Here is a 19,935-nt window from a genome sequence, read left to right as displayed (position 1 = left end):
GGATTACTTGAATTCAGCGCGGCCGCGATAAGGAGCGGAACCATTCAGCTCAGCTTCGATGCGCAGCAGACGGTTGTACTTGGCTACGCGGTCTGAACGGCAAAGGGAACCGGTCTTGATTTGACCAGCAGCAGTCGCAACCGCCAGATCCGCAATAGTAGTATCTTCGGTCTCACCGGAGCGGTGAGAGATCACAGCGGTGTAGCCCGCATCTTTAGCCATTTTGATCGCATCCAGAGTCTCGGACAGGGAGCCGATCTGGTTGAACTTGATCAAGATAGAGTTACCGACACCTTTCTCGATACCTTCCTTCAGGATCTTGGTGTTGGTTACGAACAGGTCGTCGCCTACCAGCTGTACTTTTTCACCAATTTTATCGGTGAGTACTTTCCAACCGTCCCAATCACTCTCGTCCATACCGTCTTCGATAGACAGGATCGGATAGTTGGCGGACAGATCGGCCAGGTAGCTGGCAAAACCTTCACTATCGAACTGCTTGCCTTCGCCAGCCAAGTCGTACTTGCCATCTTTGTAGAACTCGGAAGAAGCGCAGTCCAGAGCCAGGGTAATGTCATCACCCAGGGTGTAACCGGCCTTCTCTACCGCTTCAGCAATCACTTTCAGCGCTGCTTCGTTGGAAGGCAGGTTCGGAGCAAAGCCACCTTCATCGCCAACTGCAGTGTTCAGGCTGTTGCTGGACAGTACTTTCTTCAGGGAGTGGAAGATCTCAGCACCTTGGCGCAGAGCTTCGGCAAAAGATTCAGCCTTAACCGGCTGAACCATAAATTCCTGGATATCCACATTGTTGTCAGCGTGCTCACCGCCATTGAGGATATTCATCATCGGCACCGGCATGGAGTACTCGCCCGGAGTGCCGTTTACCTCAGCAATGTGCTGGTACAAAGGGATTTTTTTGGAAGCAGCAGCTGCTTTAGCGGCAGCCAGGGAAACCGCCAAAATAGCGTTAGCGCCGAAGTTCGCCTTATTTTCAGTGCCGTCGGCATCGATCATCGCCTTGTCCAGGGCGCGCTGATCAGTAGCATCCATACCCTTGAGCAGGTCGGCGATAGTAGTGTTGATATTTTCAACCGCTTTCAGGACACCCTTGCCCAAGTAACGGCTTTTATCGCCATCGCGAAGTTCCAGCGCTTCACGGGAGCCAGTAGAGGCACCGGAGGGGGCGCAGGCGGAGCCAATAGAACCATCCTCCAGGATTACATCGGCTTCAACGGTAGGGTTACCGCGAGAATCCATTACTTCAAAGGCTTTAACAGCGACAATCTTGCTCATTTACAATGGGCTCCGTATTGGTACTTACTGAAAATAGGTTTTCGTAAATCAGACTTTACGCACTTTTTGCTACAGCACTCAGGCTAAATAGCAGAGGGGAAAGTGCCGCGCGCCCAATCAGGGCGCGCAAAAATATTTCTTTTTTATTTCGTATCCAGCGGCTCAAAACCTTTAATCAGGTCATCTACCGCTTTCATCTGCGCCAGGAATGGCTCCAGCTTTTCCAGTGGCAATGCACTGGGGCCATCACACAATGCTTTGTCTGGGTTCGGGTGTGCTTCCAGGAACAGGCCGGCAATACCGATAGCCAAACCTGCGCGGCCCAGCTCAGTGACCTGTGCACGGCGACCACCAGAAGCTGCACCGGAAGGATCGCGCATTTGCAGTGAGTGGGTGACGTCAAAAATCAGCGGCGCACCGCCGGAGGCATTGATCATGGTGCTAAAGCCCAGCATATCGACAACCAGGTTGTCGTAGCCAAAGCAGGCACCGCGCTCACACAAAAGAATATTTTCGTTGCCACACTCAGCAAATTTCTCCACCACATTTTTAACTTGCGGCGGGCTCATAAACTGGGGCTTTTTGACATTGATCACTGCACCAGTCGCTGCCATAGCGGCGACAAGATCAGTCTGGCGGGCCAGGAAGGCCGGCAGCTGGATAATATCCACGACTTCGGCAACCGGAGCAGCCTGGTGTACTTCGTGGACATCAGTAATCAAGGGAACCTTAAAGGTATCTTTGATTTCCTGAAAAATCTTCAGGCCTTCTTCCATTCCCGGTCCGCGATAGGAATTGATGGAAGAGCGATTGGCCTTGTCAAAAGACGCTTTAAAAACATAGGGAATACCCAGTTTTTCAGTGACTTTTACATAGTGCTCAGCCACCTGCATCGCCAGGTCGCGGGATTCCAGTACATTCATACCGCCAAACAGCGCAAAGGGCTTATCGTTGGCGACCTGAATATTTCCGACTTCAATTGTTTTCACTGTCAGCTCCCTGTCATCTCACCCCCAGTCACAGAGACCGGGGGGCGGATTACTGATTAACCCTGGTTTTCACGCTGCTTCATTGCGGCGGCAACAAAGCTTTCGAACAGCGGATGGCCGTCGCGCGGGGTTGAAGTAAATTCCGGGTGGAACTGGCAAGCAACGAACCAGGGATGGTTCGGCAATTCAACCATTTCTACCAGGGTATCGTCTGCAGACCAGCCGCCAATTTTCAAACCAGCTTGCTGCAGGCGATCAACGTAGTTGTTGTTCACTTCATAGCGGTGGCGGTGGCGCTCTACAATGACGTCTGCGCCGTAGATATCGCGAGCCTTGGTGTCTTTAGCCAAGCGACATTCCTGGCCGCCCAAGCGCATGGTGCCACCCAGGTCGGACTGCTCGTCGCGCTTCTCGATATTGCCTTCGCTATCGATCCACTCTGTGATCAGGCCGATAACAGGGTGCGGGGTTTTAGTATTGAATTCAGTACTGTTGGCACCTTCGAGGCCGAGCACATTGCGCGCGAACTCGATAACCACAGACTGTAAACCGAGGCAGATGCCCAGGTAAGGAATATTGTTTTCACGAGCGTAGCGAACAGATTCAAGCTTGCCCTCTAAACCGCGCTCACCAAACCCACCTGGAACCAGGATTGCATCGGCATCCTTGATCAGGCCAATGCCGTTCTCACCCTCAACGTCTTCAGCGTTGATAAAGTCGATATCCACTTTGCAGCGATGCTTGATACCCGCATGGGTCAGAGACTCGATCAGGGACTTATAGGCATCCAGCAACTCCATGTATTTGCCAACCATGGCAATTTTCACTTCGTGCTGCGGGTTCAGCTTGCCATCGACTACTTCATCCCACTCGGAAAGGTCTGGTGCCTGGCATTCCAGCTGCAGTTTTTCCACAACGATATCGTCGAGGCCGTAACTGTGCAGAAGACGCGGTACGCCGTAGATGGTCTTGGCATCAGGCAGGGGTACAACAGCGCGCTCTTCAACATTGGTGAACAGTGCGATCTTGCGGCGGGAGTCCTCATCGATCTCGCGCTCGGAACGGCACAGCAGAATATCCGGCTGCAAGCCGATTGAACGCAACTCTTTAACAGAGTGCTGAGTCGGCTTGGTCTTGGTTTCACCAGCAGTGGCAAGGAAAGGCACATAGCTCAGGTGGATCAACAGGGCGCGATTGGTGCCCATTTCCACACGCAGCTGACGCACAGATTCCAGGAACGGTTGGGATTCGATATCACCTACGGTGCCACCGATTTCAACAATAGCGACATCGACATCGCGGCCACCTTCTACAACGCGGCGCTTGATCTCGTCGGTAATATGGGGGATCACCTGTACGGTGCCACCCAAGTAGTCACCACGGCGCTCTTTGCGCAGTACGGTTTCGTACACGCGGCCGGTGGTGAAGTTGTTACGCTTGGACATCCGGGTACGGATAAAGCGTTCGTAGTGACCCAGGTCCAGGTCAGTCTCGGCACCATCCTCGGTGACATACACCTCGCCGTGCTGGAAGGGACTCATGGTACCCGGGTCTACGTTGATGTAGGGGTCCAGTTTGAGGATGGTAACCTTGAGGCCGCGGGCCTCGAGAATGGCGGCCAAAGAGGCGGAGGCGATACCTTTCCCCAACGAGGAAACCACGCCACCAGTTACAAAAATATAGCGCGTCATGCAAAACCTTGGTCAGTTGAGCGCTCGATGAATGTCGAGCTTACAGGGCTGGCCCGGGCGGATAATCCAGCTTCTCCCGGTGCCTTTTAGACGGGGCGCCAGGGTAGCAGAAACCCCCTTAACACTCAATCGAAAAACCGCCAGCCGGGTGGTTCATCCGGGATGGCGCAGCCTGCTTTGCATGAAAAGAGCCCCGCGACAGCCACCAGATCATCCCCCAAAAATACCAATGGGACACGATCCCTGAGCCAGGGCTCTAGAGCCCACTCCTGCAAGAGCTTCTTAAGCGTTTGTGACCTGGAGCGATTTACCGGGTGAGCACGCTCCCCTCCTCTGCGATAACACACTCGATAATCGTCCACTGGCCAATCCGACAAGGGCCGAAGAATGCCACCCGCTGGCAGAGTCAGATTAGAGCGGCCATCCCAGTGCCAACTTTTATCGGAGTTATTGGCAATTGGCGCCAGCTCAGGGGTCAGGTAAAGGCGATTCCGAAAACGTCGCACCACTCGCCCACCCATATTAACTTCAAGCTGTGCGTCCTCTGCCGCATGAGTCACCTGGAAAAGCGCCTGATTTAATAGGGCTGACTCTGGCGGTTGCCCCCCTTGGCGCAATACCCAATGCCGCACAAGGTTTTTACGGCGCCCCTCGCTAAGGCTGAAGAAGCGAGGCAGGGCCAGACTTTCGCCAAATCGCTCCACCTTTAAATCAGCCTCCTCCAGGTCTGCAAGTGCCAACTCAGACAGCAAGTCCGCAGACTCCCTCAGGTTCTCCGCTGCCCGAGCGATCTGGCGACTCACTCCCCAACGCTGGTTGAGCAGTGGCACAACTCGATGCCGCAAAAAATTACGCTCCAGGGCCTCATCCGCATTGCTGTCATCTTCAATCCAGCTCAATCCGTGAGCCTCAGCCCACTGCTCTAGCTCTTTTCGCCCCGCTCCGAGTAGAGGGCGCAGTAAGTACTTATTATCTCCGATAGTTCGACTCTCGGACATACTGGCCAATCCCAACACGCCCGCGCCCCGCATTAATCGCAGCAGGAAAGTCTCAGCTTGGTCATCCGCGTGGTGACCGAGCAGAATTTGATCACCTTCGGACATCACCTGATTGAAGGCCGCATATCTCGCCCGGCGAGCCCCCTGCTCCAATCCGCCATCTTTGTAATCAACAGCAACCTGGATGGCTGTAAAGGGTACCGCCAGATTTTCAGCAAACTCTTTACAGTGAGCCAGCCAAATGTCCGCATTTGTATTTAGGCCATGGTGAATATGAAGCGCATGCACGGGAATCTGGCAAGTTACCAGAAGGTGCAGGAGAACAGTAGAATCCAGACCACCAGAAAACCCCACCCACAACTGGCCGCTGGCAGGGTGGGACTCTAGTAACCCCTTTATCAGAGTTGGGAGTTTTTCAGGGGGGTCTACGGGTTTCACAAGGGATCAAGCCAGAATCAAATTTTCAAAAGTATACTGCCAAACCCAGCAAAGACGGCTAGAGCCCTTTAGCTGGGCTCTATAGCACCCTTCTCACTGCCAGCCCTGGCTTCGCAATTAAGCCGGCGGTACTCGGTCGGCGTCATACCAACCATTTTCTTAAAAAAGGAGTTAAATGTAGCCTTGGTATTAAAGCCCGAGGACAACATTACCTCCATCACGGTGAGCCCCGCATTTTGCGGCTCCCGCAACATCCGTTTTGCCTCACCTATACGGTAACGGTTTACAAACTCGAAGAAGTTGCACTGAAAATGACGATTAATCGTCTGTGAAAGCAACCTGCGTGATACCTGTAACTGCCCTGACAACTGCTCTAGGGTAAGGGCTGGGACCAAGTAAGGCTTTTCTTCCCGCATATAATTTTCAATTTGGGCTGCCAACTCCAGATCAATCTCAGGCTCCCCATTAGCATCCTGTTCCTGGTCAGAACCTACATCTTCTCCGGACTTCTCCATTTTATGCCCATCGCCCTCAAACATTGAGGAGTAACTGAGACTAAAGAAGATCATGGCACTAACCAAAACAAATACAGCGTAGTTACTAAACAGCCCCATCGCTCCAATATTCAACTGGAGCTGCCACTCCTGCGCCAGCCCTACCGCCAGGTTAATCATCAGAGCCCAAATACGAACCAGCAAGAAGCCCCAGATCAACACCAGCAGCCAAGTCAGGTCAATTTTCTCAATACTGGAATGATTATCTCGAATCTGCCTGCGGCATCGACGCACCTCAAAAAGACACAAAACACCGAAAAGTACCCGAAGCGATTCACGAGCCAATCCCAACAAGTGATCGAACATTGAGCCAGTAGTTAAATTCTCCCCACGCAGCATGGCTGTCTTGGTTTCGCTATCAAATTGCCAGTAGGAGAAATATTCAAACACAACTGCCAGAAAAAAAGGCAGCAGGTACCAAAGGTACCGCCTGGAAATCCTAAACCCCTCGCGAGTTAAGGAGCGGGTATACCAAAGCAACAGGGGACCTTCTAACCAGTAGGCTGCGCCAAATACAAAAAACAAGTTCGGGGAAGTCTCAATGGACCAACTGCGGAAACCCTCACCAAAATTAATCAGGATATCCAGGGGAATAGCGGCTTGTGAGAACAGAAATAGCGCCAACAAGGTGTTGCTGAAACGCCGCTCACGACGAATCACTAACAACAACAGTGCAAAAAGAGCGCACTGATAACTGGTCATTATCAAAACAATATCGTGGAAATTGAATAGTAAAGCGTCCATTGATACTCAAATAGCCCTTCTACCTAGGGAGCCTCTGAATAACGCCATAATGCCTCTGCGGGTCTTGAAGGCTGCAGATGTTAGGCGTAGCTCGCCGCGAATGGCCTAGTCCTTTGCAAGAGCTGCAACGCAGCAGCTGTGGCCTTCAAGGCCCGCCCTTCGGGGCTTGCAGAGCGATTCACACTCCGCGTTGCGACTTCTTGAAAGGTCTAGACATTCCTGCGAAGCCGCGCCTTGATTGTGAACCGCTCTGCATGCCAGAGGTATCACGGAGTTATTCAGAGGCTCCCTAGAAAGATATTACCACTAAACCACCATCGACCCGTCCAAATGAGGGGTAAAGCTTTAGGTAATACCTGAATTTGTACGTCCAGATTTGGGTATTACCACAAATCAAGACGACGAGCTTGAGCCCCGAAGACAAAATCTCCCTACCAGTATCGATTCACCAGAAAAGAACTAACTCTTCAAGCAACAAGGGGAGACCGGGATGATAAACCGTCGGAAATTTATTCAAGGACTGGCCACTGTGGGCGGGACCTCTCTGGCCCTAACCTGCACAGAGCAGCAAGCTCTTGCGGCAGCAGATAATTTTTTCAAATCGCGAAGAACTGACGCCTACCGGGCACGGCTTTTCTCTATTGAACAACTCACCACCCTGCACAAAATCTGCTCCTACCTGATACCCGCAACGGATACTCCCGGCGCAGCTGAAACAGAGTGCCATTTATTTGTCGATCACTATTTAACCGACTGCATAGAAGAGCAGACCCAGCTAAAAACCAAAAAGCTCTTACATGAGTTGGATGAGTGTGCCACCACCCGGTATGGACACCCCTTTATTCATCTTGCCCCAGAACAATCGGTTGCTCTACTCGAATCACTCGACACCGGAATAGCCCCCTTTAACCCAGACTTACAGCAAGACTTCAGGAATCTTAAATTCCTGGTGTGCCTTGGCTACTACACCAGCTTTACCGGAGCCACCCGTGAACTTGCTTACCAAGCAATTCCCGGTGGGTTCAAAGGTTCAGTTCCCTTGGATCAAACCGGGAAGGCCTGGGGTTCACTGCCACGTATTTAAAGGAAAGCACTATGCAAAATGATGAATTATTGATCCAAAAAGAAAGCCAAGTATTTGACGCAATCGTTATAGGGTCAGGTATTAGCGGTGGCTGGGCAGCAAAAGAACTAACCGAACGAGGGTTAAATACCCTGATGATAGATCGGGGCAGGATGGTAAAACACGGCCAGGACTACCCCACAGAAAACAAAGGAACTTGGGAATTCCCACTCCGTACTAAAATGAACATGAAAGAGAAAAAAGAAATCTATCCGATACAAAGTCGTAGTATTTTTCTCAATGAAAGCACCAAGCATTTTTTCTGCAATGACAACGAACAACCCTACTCCACAGAGTCCGGCTCAGACTTTACCTGGATTCGCGGCAATCAAGTAGGGGGCAAAAGCCTTCTCTGGTTCCGGCAGTCATATCGATTTAGTAACCACGACTTTCTCGCAAACAAACGTGATGGCGTAGGAGTTGATTGGCCCATTCGCTACAAGGATATTGCACCCTGGTACAGCAAAGTCGAACGCTTTGCCGGAATCAGTGGCAATACTGACAATATTGAGCAGCTGCCAGACTCCGAATACCAACCACCATTTGAGATGTACCAGTGTGAACAAGACATCAAGTCCAAGTTTGAAAAGCAGTACAGTGATAAGCATTTCATTATTGGAAGAGCTGCTCACCTGACCAAGCCAAACCGGGAACAGGTAGCCCTAGGCCGATACAACTGCCAGGCTCGTAACCAGTGCCAACGAGGCTGCTCATTCGGCGGCTACTTTTCTACACAAAGCGCCACCATGCCAGCCGCAATGAGAACCGGCAAACTACAAATTGCCAGTAATAGCGTGGTACACAGCCTTATTTATAATTCGAAAAAGAACCGAGTAGCTGGCGTAAGGGTAATCGACAGCGAAACCCTGCAACAACGAGAGTATTTTGGCCGAATCATTTTCCTCTGCGCATCCACATTGGGCTCAACCCAAATACTCCTCAACTCAGCCAACAAGCATTTCCCCAAGGGGCTCGCCAACAGCTCTGGTGTACTGGGCCACTACCTTATGGACCACAATTACAATGCCTCAGCCCACGGCTTTATTGATGGTTATGAAGATGAGTACTTCTCCGGGTGGAGACCAACCGGCATCCTGATTCCCAATTTCCAATATCGCCCCGAACTTTACCGAAAGCACTACAAGCGCGGCTACCAGATTTCAGGAAGCGCCTATCGGCAGGACTGGCGGACAATGGCTGCTTCCGAGGGGATTGGAAAATCCTTCAAAGAAAAACTGCAACAACCTGGGCGCTGGGGATTTTGGATCGGTGCACAGGGAGAGATGTTACCGAGGCACGAAAACCAGGTCAGCCTCCACTCCACCAAAAAAGATAAGTGGGGAATCCCGCAACTACATATCAATTGCCAATGGTCTGAAAATGAGCGCCTAATGATGGAGGATGCCTGTGAGACCATGCAAGCTATGCTTAAGAATTTGGGGCTAAGTGAAGTTAGTGGACAAGTCACTAGTGATAAATACCCCCCTGGAAGTGCCATCCATGAGGTAGGCACAGCACGAATGGGTAGTGATAAAACCAACTCAGTTTTAAATGGGCACAACCAGTCGCACGATATACCCAACCTTTTTGTAACCGATGGCTCCTGCTTCGCCTCTTCAGCAGTTCAAAACCCCTCTCTAACTTTTATGGCATTAACTGCTCGAGCCGCAAACTATGCAGCCAGCGAACTTTCTGCGGGGAGATTATAAAAGTGATAAGCCTACGAAATTTATCTCGCAATCTGTTTACAGCTCTTCTCTTGACAACTTTACCTACCTTAAAATCAATCGCGATAGAAGTGAATATGACTACTGAGAAAATTGAACCCCAACTCGTGGTTCAACTATGGTCTGTTCGCCATGAGTTAAACCGGGACTTTTCAGGCACACTAAAAAGACTAAAAGCAGCAGGTTTTAATGCGATAGAACTGGCTGCGGAACTAGGTCTGTACAAAGAAAAATCAAAGGAACTCCGCTCTCTACTGGAGCAATTAAAGCTAAAATTGAGCGGTGCACACGTTTCTATTACCCAGCTGCTCCCGGAATCAATTGATGCAACGGCCACTTATTACCAGACCCTGGGTGCCGAATACCTAATTGTTGGCTGGGACCCGAGAAGCTGGGACCCTAACGGAGTAAACAAGTTAATATCGCAGCTTCGCAGTGCGCAATCCGTTCTTTCCAAGTACGGTTTGAAAATGGGATTTCATAATCACGATAAAGAATTTTCCACCTATCAAAACACAACTTTCTGGGACTATATATCCCAGTCTACTGATGACAATTTCATTTTGCAGTTAGACATCGGCTGGGTTTCTGCGGCAGGCAAAGATCCTATCAACTATCTAAAACGATATCCGGGGCGAACCTATACCACTCACTTTAAATCCTGGGTTCCTGATGAGAATATTAACAATAAAGCTAGGGAGCCTCTGAATAACTCCATGATGCCTCTGGCATGCAGAGCGGTTCACAATCAAGGCGCGGCTTCGCAGGAATGTCTAGACCTTTCAAGAAGTTGCAACGCGGAGTGTGAATCGCTCTGCGAGCCCCGAAGGGCGGGCCTTGAAGGCTACAGCTGCTGCGTTGCAGCTCTTGCAAAGGGCTACGGCCATTCGCGGCGAGCTGCGCCTAACATCTGCAGCCTTCAAGGCCCGCAGAGGCATTACGGAGTTATTCAGAGGCTCCTTATAATCGGCATGGATCTAATAGATTGGCCTTCAATTATTGAGGCCAGTATCGAAGTCGGCGGCAGCCAGTGGATTATTCTTGAGCAGGAGACTACACCAAAGGGCATGGAAACAATAGAGGCACTTATAAAATCAAAAGCAAATCTTCAGCAATACCTTTCATCGTATATGTCCACTAGAAAGGATATAAAATCATGAAATACCTACTCCCCGCCCTATTGACTTTGATACTTCAAGCCAGCAATTGCATAGCAATGACAGCCGCCCCAGAAATTTACAACTATTTAAGAATTCCCTATCCGCTGGAAAAACAGCACACAATTCAAGAACCAAACATCGCACCTTCAAAAATCACCATCACCGCTACAAAAGGCAGCGATTTATTCACCAATGCCGACAGCTCTTATCAAATAGACAATGCCCCAAGGTTACTTTTCGCACCGAATACTGACTTTATTTTTTCCGCAAAAGTCTCTGTAGACTTTGAGAAAAATTTTGATGGAGCCGCTTTAATTGTTTATGCAGACGAGGGAAACTGGGCAAAACTTCTACTTGAGAGGTTTAACTCTGGCAAAAATGGCATAGCGTCTACCGTCGTTTATAAAGGTGGTGACGATGCCTACCATATAGAAACCCAGAGGGAATACAGCCATCTAAAAATTGCAAGGAAAGGAACTACATACTTCTTTTATCACTCAGAGGATAGCAGACACTGGTCATACCTTCGATCATTTTCCCTGCAGACCTCCAAGCCCACCAGGATTGGTTTTCTCGCCCAATCACCTACAGGCCTCAAAGTACAAGCTTTGTTTTCTGATATTAACTTTGAGGAAAAAACAATTACAGACTATATGCAGGGAACCTAACGACCCGACTATCGTCTCGAGGAAAAAACTTCGAGAGAACATTAATAACAGCCTTCGAGATACATAGCTATGACAAGCGCAACTTCTGTCATAGCTATGCATCTCGAGCCACCCGGGAAATGCTTGTCATCAAGCAGTCCGCGCCAAGGGCCTGTTTATACCAAGAAGATACCCAGAGAGAAGCTGATAAAATTCTTCAGGCTTTTCAAGCATAGGACTGTGCCCACAATCATACACTTCACAATAATCCAAATTATCATTCTGGGAGGCCAGCAACCGCCAGGATTCAGCCGGTGTTATTTGATCAAAGTCTCCCCATATTAACTTGATCGAGCATCTCACTTTTTCCAGGCTTTCATGAACATCATATTTCCTGCTTATATTCAGCCATTTAATCACAGATTTAAAGGTCTCATTAGTGGAGAATATGGTATCGATATCGGCCACGCCCTTTTCGTAGTCCGGTTTCGGCAGGCGGTTAATATCTCGGAAGACCCGCTCACAAAGTATATTTGCTGCTCCAGGTACCGACCCGCGTAAATCAGAAAGGGAAACTCCTGCCTCCAATTCCTCAAGCCCCGGGGCTCCACTGATAACCACCCCGGCTACCAGTTCAGGATACTTTGCGGCAAAATCTAACGTAATAAGCCCACTCATCGAGTTCCCGACCAGAATATTATTATCCATATCTCCATTTAACTGGAGGCACTCTCGAATCATTTCGTGGGCCGAATCCAACTTACCCATAAAAACCTCGGGGATAGATGGCTCGATAACAGTTATTTTATGCCCCTGCTGCCGGCAAGCGTCTGCAACCTGGTTCCAAATCCATCCACGCGCGAAAAGTCCTGGTAAAAAAACGATATGACAAGGTGCCATTAGTTCCTCCAATTCCATTTCAAGTTAATTTATCCGCACCACCCCCGGCACTACCATGACCGAGGACCTCAAAATGCACAAAAATCAAATAGGGAACCAACCCACCATAACCGCCATAATTCAATGGAAGGCTAGGTCTGAAAAGTAAACACTCGAAAAATAACAAGCAATAAGAATGCCAACTATCCAAGAGCCCTAATTTTGAGAGCGAAGCCATACTAACCAGTGAGGAATGGCAGCTTCATTTCAAATTAATTACCTTTCTGTTCCTGAAAAAATGGAACCTACGCAAAACCTAGCTCACCCTGAAATTTAAATCAGATTAGAAAATAAAATTTATTGAATAATCTATTTGCCTGCACGCTTGCAGTGCTTGACAACTCAACACAGCACCAATAGCGGCAATAATTTTGTGACAAGTAATACTATGAAGGCGTGAAATAACAAAAATTAGGAGAGGTAGATTTATTGTGGGATAACGCTATCCAATATACTAAAAATGGAGAAGGAAATAATACACTGCGCTCGGGACCCTATGAGGCACGGATGCCGATTAGGAGCTTACAGGGATGTATTCACAGCGTGTCTCAAGTGAAGTGTGTTCTTTCCTTCCACCCCAGTAGTAAATCTATGGGATAAAAGAAATAGTAATGTCTGGAAAGAAGAGATTGGCGGGCAAAGAAGTGCCAACGGGATGGAACATCACACTGGCACCGTTCCTGTGAGAACAAATTGTTTCAGCCGCTAACCGGAACCAAAAAACAGGCTCCGGTTAGAACTGAGGGTAATTAGCCCTTTAAGTGTGTTGTAACTTAACCGTCACAACGAATATCAGCAGATACTCCAGCTTCCGGGGTCAACTTAACATTGGCAACCGCAATAGCCATCGGAGCTTCACTCTCCAGACCAAAGGCACTAAAGACCTTGCCGAAATCCGCACCGGCTTTTACAAAACACTGCAGATCTACAGAAACCCGGGTCCAGCTTTCCTGTTCCATGGATTTCAGCGCAGACTCCAGCGGTACCTTGGCAGAACAGCCATCACCACAGTTCATGGTAGCCACCACCGGCTTTTCAATTGGCTGATCGACACGGATATTCAGTGTCAGCGCAGATTTCTCTTCCAGGTAGACATTCAGGTCCTGCATATATTCAGCAGACAACTGAACTGCACCAGGACGCAGGCCTTTCCAGGTAATCAGTCGAGCATCTTCCTGGGAAGACATATCGATGGAGCTGACAGTGATGTTTTTATCGTCTCCGCTAACCGCGAAGTTACCGTGTACAGGTACAACCTCTGCCCCAGCTTCAGCAATATTCAACACCCAGGGAGCTTGCGGGCGGGATACCAACAGCCAGGCTTCTTCCAAACCGCCACCGGCACTGGATTCACTGGTCTCCGGCAATTCGTTGCTCACCAGGGATTCCTGTTCAGCAGCCAGGCCATAGCCCAACTCAAACAATGGCTCGTAATTGTCGTGGTAAGGATTCAGGACATTCTGATAGCTGTGCATTGGCCAGCTAAATGGCAGCTTGCCAGTAAAGTCGTAACGGGCTTCCCCATCGGCGCCTTTAATCAGCACATCCGCAACACCAGCACCTTCAGAGCCAGGCAGCCAGGCAGCAACAAAGGCATCGGATGCATTCAATTCACTGTTAATCCAGAGAGGACGGCCTGAAAGGAAAACGCTCACTACCTGAACACCCTGCTCGCGCAGTTTTTTCAGCAGCGCCAAATCCTTCTTATTACCGCGCTGGTATTCCAGGTTGGTAATATCGCCGTGCCACTCTGCATAGGGCTCTTCGCCAAATACAACAACAGCAACTTTGGGTGCCTTACCATTAGCAAAAGTGGCATCTGAGAAGCTGCCATCCGCACTCAATACCGCTTCACCGCCAGCGGCTTTAACCGCCGATGAAATGCCTTCAAAGATTGAAGTGGCACCGGGGAAGTCTGCGCGCGTGTTGCCGGTACCCTGCCAGGAAATCGTCCAGCCACCACTCTGTTTGGACAGGTTATCCGCACCATCGCCGGCAACCAGAATATTCTGGTCCGCAGCCAATGGCAGCAGCTGGTCGTTGTTTTTCAGCAACACCAGGGATTTGCGTACCGCTTCACGAGCGATTGCGCGGTGCTCCGGGTTGCCCAGGATGCCGTCTTTGCCTGCCAGCGGCATATTGCGGTCAAACAGACCTGCACGGATCTTCACTCGCAGGATACGGCGAACAGCATCATCGATACGCTCTGCACCGATTTCACCGCTCTTGGCCTGGGCCAGGGTGTTGTTGTACAGGGCTTTCCAGTCCGCCGGCACCATAAACATATCGAGGCCGGCATTAATCGCCGCTGCACAGCTCTCTACGGTGCAACCGGGCACGAAACCGTGGCCATTCCAATCGCCCACCACAAATCCATCAAAACCGAGGCGCTCTTTCAGAACAGTAGTCAGAAGGTATTTGTGGCCGTGGAGTTTTTCACCGTTCCAGCTATTGAATGAAGCCATAACGGTCTGTACGCCTGCCGGCAGAGATGTCAGGTAACCCGCTGCATGGACTTCTGCCAGTTCTTTTTCCGGAACCGCATTATCACCTCGGTCAATTCCTCGATTCGTACCACCGTCACCGACAAAGTGCTTGGCAGTGGCTACCAGATTTTCGCCGCGCAGGAATTCAGCGCTGGATTTTTCGCCCTGGAGCCCCTTCACCATTGCCTCGGCATAATCCGCAACAATCTTGGGATCTTCGGAATAGCTCTCGTAAGTTCTGCCCCAGCGGTCATCGCGGACTACCGCGACGGTGGGAGCGAAAGTCCAATCAATACCGGTCACTGCCACTTCGCGGGCGGTGGCGCTGCCAATACGCTCAATCAGCTCCGGGTCTTGAGCGGCACCCAAACCAATATTGTGAGGGAACAGGGTCGCACCGATCACATTGTTGTGGCCGTGAACCGCATCGGAGCCCCAGATCAGGGGAATCGCAACACCGCCATCGGAAGTGTCCATAGAAGCCTTAAAGAAGGCGTCAGAAAGGGCCAACCAGTCTTGCGGCGTGGCAAACTTATCGTTGTTCGGGAAGGCGCCACCACCATTCAATACGGAACCCAGGTGATAGGTCTTCACATCTTCAGGAGTAACGCTGCGGATTTCCGCCTGGATCATCTGACCCACTTTCTCTTCCAGAGACATGCGGGACATGATTTCAGTGATTTGGGCTTCCAGCTTTTCATCGCGTGGTAAGGCTGGCTTGAGTTCAGGCCAGTTGTCGATGCCCTCGGCGGCACTGGTGCCAGTATCGGCCTGCGCTTTATCGGCTTTTGGCTCAGTTTGTTGGCTCTCGGAATGACACCCGGCGAGCACAGAAGCACAGAGCACAAAGCCCAGCGAAAATCGCTTACTAAAATTCACGAATAACTCCCAAAATTATTCCACGCTTGTTAACTGGCTCTACGAGTTGCGCTCAGACAAACTTCAGAGGAAATATCTCCAAAGCCCTACACCCAGCGCGACCTACTATCGCCATATTTATTATGCCGCACATCACCTGCCCCGGCAGTTGTGCACGGTCTGCCTCCACCGAGCTGAAATATTAGAGATAACTCCAAACCCAGCTCTCGTCGGAATCTAGTTCTGCGAATGCCGTATGCACCGAACGGCCATAAAACTAAGTCATGGCTACCCTGTGGGCACAGTTCGCAATGACAACAAATTGCAGTACTTGTCTCTATAGGCCAATAGAAATCCGATGGGCTGGTCCAAATCGCAGACAAGGCGGAAAGGACAAATGAAGGCTTTACTCCGCCGCGCTACCGCGCAGGGTTCGCGAAAAAGCGCCGTAATAAACGATGTAGCAGTAACACACCAGAGGCACCAAAAATGAATACTGGATACCGGCGCTATCGGCCAGCATCCCCTGGAATAGAGGAATAACTGCACCGCCGACGATTGCCATACACAGAACACCGCTACCCTGGCTGGTATGTTTGCCCAGCCCACGCAAGGCCAGGCTGAATATGGTCGGGAACATAATCGAGTTACACAGGCCCACTGCAACTATGGACCAGACCGCGATCGGGCCAGACGTCATCATCGCGATGGCAATAAGCACCACCGAACCCAGACCACAAACCGCCAGGGTTTTTCCCGCAGAAACAAAGCGAAGCAAAAAGGCCCCTGCAAAGCGCCCTATCATCGCCCCACCCCAGTAATAGGAGACATACTTTGACGCTTCAAAAGGAGCCATCTTGGCCACTGATGGCTCACCAAAGAAACTCACCAGAAAACTGCCAATAGCCACCTCTGCGCCAACATAAGCAAAAATGCCCACAGCCCCCAAGGTCAAGCGGGGAAAACGCCACAGAGAAAACACATCGTGACCATCCGCCCCTCCACCTTGTTGGTGCTCGGGAATAGCTGGCAACCTGATCCAGGAAAATAAAGCGACCATTACCAGGAGAAGTACGGCCAACCAGAAATAAGGGGTCTCAACCAAAGCCGCTTCGCGAGCCCTGAACTCGATAATACTCGCCGCTGTATCCGGGTCAGCGGAAATAGTGAGCCCAGCAAAGAAAACTGCGCCGCCAATCACCGGTGCCAAGGTAGTTCCGAGGGAGTTAAAAGCCTGGGTCAGATTCAGTCGACTGGGCGCCGTGCGAGCACTGCCCAGCGCAATAACATAGGGGTTCGCAGAAACCTGCAGCAGGGTAATACCGGAAGCCAGGACAAACAGCCCCAGTAAAAAGACTTCGTAGATTTGCAGGCGGGCAGCGGGAATAAAGACCAGGCAACCCGCACAGGCCACCAAAAGCCCGAGTACCAGTCCTAACTGATAACCAACCCGCCTCAACAACATGCCTGCCGGTACAGACACAAGGAAATAAGCAGCAAAAAAGTAAAACTGCACCAAGACAGCCTTGGTATAACTCAGCTCAAAAACATTTTTCAGGTGTGGTACCAGCACATCGTTCAGGCCGGTAATAAATCCCCAAATCAGGAATAGGGACGTAAGTGCAATTAAATTGATATAGCGCGGGGCAACGCCGGCTGCTACTCCAGCACGGGCATCAGTGTCATATTTAGCCATCTCGCTCGAGGAGAACCCCGATTCGGGCAACATCTGGCTCATCGGAAACCGATCCCCAAATCAAAACTATTTCTTACTAGCGGTTTGTCCATTCACCCGGAATTTTTTCCGCCACCACAACATTTTCAACAGAAGCCAATATCACCCCTGCAACTGTGGATTCATTCAAGCCGTTAAAGGCCCTGCACATTTTTACCACAATTACTGGCAACTACCTATCTACTCAACCAAATTTCAAATTACCGTTTTTGACCAGATAGACAATCTAATAGTGTCGAACTGGATAAACAGAAGTACCACTGAACTTTGCTATCAAAGAAGCTCTGACCGATTTACTCGGGTTTAAAAATAGAGAGGAGTTGTCTTCTGAATCGAGATTGCCGAAAATTACTCGACTATTCACCCCGAAATCAGATAGAAAGGACTTTCTCGGGGATGAGTAGGAAGCGTGGCGCTATCCCCCCTAGCGGGTCACGTTTCTGCAAGGTAATATTTCGCGGATAATAATGAACGCGACGATGAGCGTCTATCCCGTCCTTTTCACAATACTAAATATGCGGGAAATCATGCAGTACTCGACCCGTCTGGAAACGAGACCGAACACTGAAATTCAGTCGACCCGCTGGTTTTGGAAACTGCAGCTGGTCAGCTGGGTTGGTATATTACTGGTCACTTTTCTTTCACTGACCCTGTGGCACTCCCCGACTGAGTGGCCCCACTTCGAGCCGGTCAATACAGTATTCCAGTGCGCTATTGCATTTTTATTATCCCTGTTTCTAAAACCGATTTTTGATGTTGCCTGGGAATCAGAGCTCGCTTTCCGCACCGTGATCTACCTTCTGGCTGTCGCTGTTATTTCGGGAATATGGACCCTGGTTCGAATGGAGGCCTATATACGCCTCAGTGGTGAACACTCGATCTGGTCTGAGTTCGGCGGCTGGTATTACGCTTCTTTATTTGTATTTTTATTCTGGAGCGCCCTGTACTGCGGGGTAAAATATCACTTCCTACTCAATGAAGAGCACAAGAAAATGCTGGAGGTTGCAGCAGTACATGAACGGGAGCAACTCCGCAGACTCCAAGCAGAGGCCATCGCCAATGAAGCGCAACTAAAAATGTTGCGCTACCAGCTTAACCCCCACTTTCTCTTCAATACGCTCAACTCCATTAACGCCCTGATTCGATTCCAGCAAGCTGATGAAGCGCGAGAAATGGTTGTGCGTCTCAGTGATTTTTTAAGGCTCTCCCTAAAAGAAGATCCGATGCAGAAAGTTGAGCTTGAACGAGAGATCGAGGCGGTATTGCTCTACTTGGAGATTGAAAAAACCCGCTTTGCCGACAGGTTGTCCGTAGACCTGTCGATCGATGAAACCGTACGCCGCGCACAAGTGCCCAGCATGTTGCTGCAACCACTGGTGGAAAACTCGGTGAAATATGCCATAGCCCCCAACGAAATGGGGGGCAATATCGGTATCCATGCACACAACACCGATGATCGCCTGGTGCTGGAAGTCTACGACACCGGTTGCCCAGATCACTTTGCCAGCGAATGTGACCCGGAATCCTCCTCAACAGGAGTGGGCCTCAAAAACGTGCGCGAACGATTATCCACGCTCTACCCTCAAGATTTCAAAATAGAACAAAACAAAAATTCTGATGGCGGTATGCAAGTACTCATCAATATTCCACTGGAAATTTCCAACCCATCAACCCACCTGACACAGGGAGAAGTTCAATGAGCAAGCTCAGCGTCGTACTGGTGGACGACGAGCCCCTGGCTTTAAGACTACTGAAAAGTATGCTCGAAGAACGCAGGGACCTGGATATTCTCGCCTGTTGTCGCAATGGCCGGGAAGCTGTCCAAGCAGTTTCAGAGCACAACCCGGACCTACTCATTCTCGATGTGCAGATGCCAGGAATGAACGGTTTTGATGTAGTGCGCAACCTGCAGGCTGACACCATGCCCTTGGTCATCTTTGCCACAGCCTACGACCAATACGCCCTTAAGGCTTTTGAAGTCCACGCAGTTGACTATGTACTCAAGCCACTGGACCCGCGCCGACTGGAAACCGCCCTCGACCGGGCCCGACAGCGCCAGGCACAGATGATATCCAAAGGAGAGGATGGCCATCAGGAAGAGAAAAATCGCCTGATGCGATCTTTCGAAAGCAGTGCCGGCAAAGCATCAAGCGGAGAGAACGCCACTGCTTCAACCCAACGTCTCGCCATTAAAGACCGGGGCAGTATCACCATGGTTAGCCAACCGGATATCGAGTGGATCGATGCGGCGGGTGACTATATGTGTGTGCATGCCAAAGGGGAAACCCATGTAATGCGCAGCACTATTAAAGACCTGCAAAAACAACTCTGCCCGGACACTTTTAAACGCATTCACAGATCCACACTGGTTAACCTGAACTTTATTGTACATATCAAGGTTTTAACCAAAGGCGAGTACTTTCTCACCCTGAGCAGCGGCGCAAAGCTGAAAGTAAGCCGCAACTATCGCTTACCGATTAAAGAGTTTCTCGATTCCAACAAACAGTCTGATCTAACTGCCCCCCAAGCTTCCTAACCCCCAACCTCTCTAAAACT

General features: G+C 50.2%; 14 protein-coding genes. 6 read left to right on the top strand and 8 right to left on the bottom strand.

The genetic code is table 11. The features are described from left to right. Nucleotides 1-3: 3 nt before the first annotated feature. From eno to ACJJII_RS12955, 5 genes are all read right to left on the bottom strand, one after another. Nucleotides 4-1,290: a phosphopyruvate hydratase gene (gene eno / locus ACJJII_RS12975; protein WP_444898143.1), complete on the bottom strand. Its 1,287-nt coding sequence runs from the start codon at nucleotides 1,288-1,290 to the stop codon at nucleotides 4-6. Between the two features lie 143 nt (nucleotides 1,291-1,433). Beyond that, a complete protein-coding gene (gene kdsA / locus ACJJII_RS12970; RefSeq protein ID WP_413664888.1) occupies nucleotides 1,434-2,279 on the bottom strand; it encodes a 3-deoxy-8-phosphooctulonate synthase in 846 nt (281 codons plus the stop codon). Between the two features lie 56 nt (nucleotides 2,280-2,335). Continuing rightward, entirely contained in the window at nucleotides 2,336-3,970 is a 1,635-nt protein-coding gene (pyrG, locus tag ACJJII_RS12965; protein WP_444916489.1) for a CTP synthase, read from the bottom strand. 125 nt (nucleotides 3,971-4,095) lie between these two features. Next, nucleotides 4,096-5,406 carry a tRNA lysidine(34) synthetase TilS gene (gene tilS, locus ACJJII_RS12960; RefSeq protein ID WP_444916488.1) on the bottom strand — a complete coding sequence of 437 codons (1,311 nt, stop codon included), beginning with the start codon at nucleotides 5,404-5,406 and terminating at the stop codon, nucleotides 4,096-4,098. Between the two features lie 68 nt (nucleotides 5,407-5,474). After that, nucleotides 5,475-6,704, bottom strand: coding sequence for an AraC family transcriptional regulator (locus ACJJII_RS12955; RefSeq protein ID WP_444916487.1), 1,230 nt, complete (start codon nucleotides 6,702-6,704; stop codon nucleotides 5,475-5,477). A 490-nt stretch (nucleotides 6,705-7,194) separates the two neighbouring features. Between ACJJII_RS12955 and ACJJII_RS12950 the strand changes: the two genes are divergently transcribed. From ACJJII_RS12950 to ACJJII_RS12935, 4 genes are all read left to right on the top strand, one after another. Continuing rightward, nucleotides 7,195-7,788, top strand: coding sequence for a gluconate 2-dehydrogenase subunit 3 family protein (locus ACJJII_RS12950; RefSeq protein WP_444916486.1), 594 nt, complete (start codon nucleotides 7,195-7,197; stop codon nucleotides 7,786-7,788). Nucleotides 7,789-7,799: 11 nt separating this feature from the next. Next, nucleotides 7,800-9,536 (top strand): GMC oxidoreductase, encoded by a 1,737-nt coding sequence (locus ACJJII_RS12945; protein WP_444916485.1) that lies wholly within the window; start codon nucleotides 7,800-7,802, stop codon nucleotides 9,534-9,536. A gap of 95 nt (nucleotides 9,537-9,631) precedes the next feature. Beyond that, complete coding sequence (locus ACJJII_RS12940; RefSeq protein ID WP_444916484.1) at nucleotides 9,632-10,714, top strand: sugar phosphate isomerase/epimerase family protein; 1,083 nt, start codon at nucleotides 9,632-9,634, stop codon at nucleotides 10,712-10,714. Beyond that, the gene (locus ACJJII_RS12935; RefSeq protein WP_444916483.1) at nucleotides 10,711-11,382 is read left to right on the top strand and encodes a DUF1349 domain-containing protein; all 672 of its coding nucleotides are present in this window, start codon (nucleotides 10,711-10,713) and stop codon (nucleotides 11,380-11,382) included. The genes ACJJII_RS12940 and ACJJII_RS12935 overlap by 4 nt, the downstream gene beginning before the upstream one ends. A gap of 129 nt (nucleotides 11,383-11,511) precedes the next feature. Here ACJJII_RS12935 and ACJJII_RS12930 read toward each other — a convergent pair whose 3' ends face one another. The 3 genes from ACJJII_RS12930 to ACJJII_RS12920 all read right to left on the bottom strand — a co-directional run bounded on the left by ACJJII_RS12930 (nucleotide 11,512) and on the right by ACJJII_RS12920 (nucleotide 17,382). Continuing rightward, nucleotides 11,512-12,261, bottom strand: coding sequence for an alpha/beta fold hydrolase (locus tag ACJJII_RS12930; RefSeq protein ID WP_444916482.1), 750 nt, complete (start codon nucleotides 12,259-12,261; stop codon nucleotides 11,512-11,514). Nucleotides 12,262-13,073: 812 nt separating this feature from the next. Then, entirely contained in the window at nucleotides 13,074-15,665 is a 2,592-nt protein-coding gene (locus ACJJII_RS12925) for a glycoside hydrolase family 3 protein (protein ID WP_444916481.1), read from the bottom strand. Nucleotides 15,666-16,050: 385 nt separating this feature from the next. Further along, nucleotides 16,051-17,382, bottom strand: a complete 1,332-nt coding sequence (locus ACJJII_RS12920) for a sugar MFS transporter (protein WP_444916480.1) — start codon at nucleotides 17,380-17,382, stop codon at nucleotides 16,051-16,053. Nucleotides 17,383-17,906: 524 nt separating this feature from the next. Between ACJJII_RS12920 and ACJJII_RS12915 the strand changes: the two genes are divergently transcribed. Continuing rightward, the gene (locus ACJJII_RS12915) at nucleotides 17,907-19,079 is read left to right on the top strand and encodes a sensor histidine kinase (RefSeq protein WP_444916479.1); all 1,173 of its coding nucleotides are present in this window, start codon (nucleotides 17,907-17,909) and stop codon (nucleotides 19,077-19,079) included. Next, a complete protein-coding gene (locus ACJJII_RS12910) occupies nucleotides 19,076-19,915 on the top strand; it encodes a LytR/AlgR family response regulator transcription factor (RefSeq protein ID WP_444916478.1) in 840 nt (279 codons plus the stop codon). The genes ACJJII_RS12915 and ACJJII_RS12910 overlap by 4 nt, the downstream gene beginning before the upstream one ends. Nucleotides 19,916-19,935: the final 20 nt, after the last annotated feature.

This window comes from Microbulbifer maximicatervae (SeqCode) (assembly GCF_052467825.1).
The sequence above is the reverse complement of the archived record's forward strand: the minus strand, read 5'-3'. Positions and strand labels throughout refer to the sequence as shown.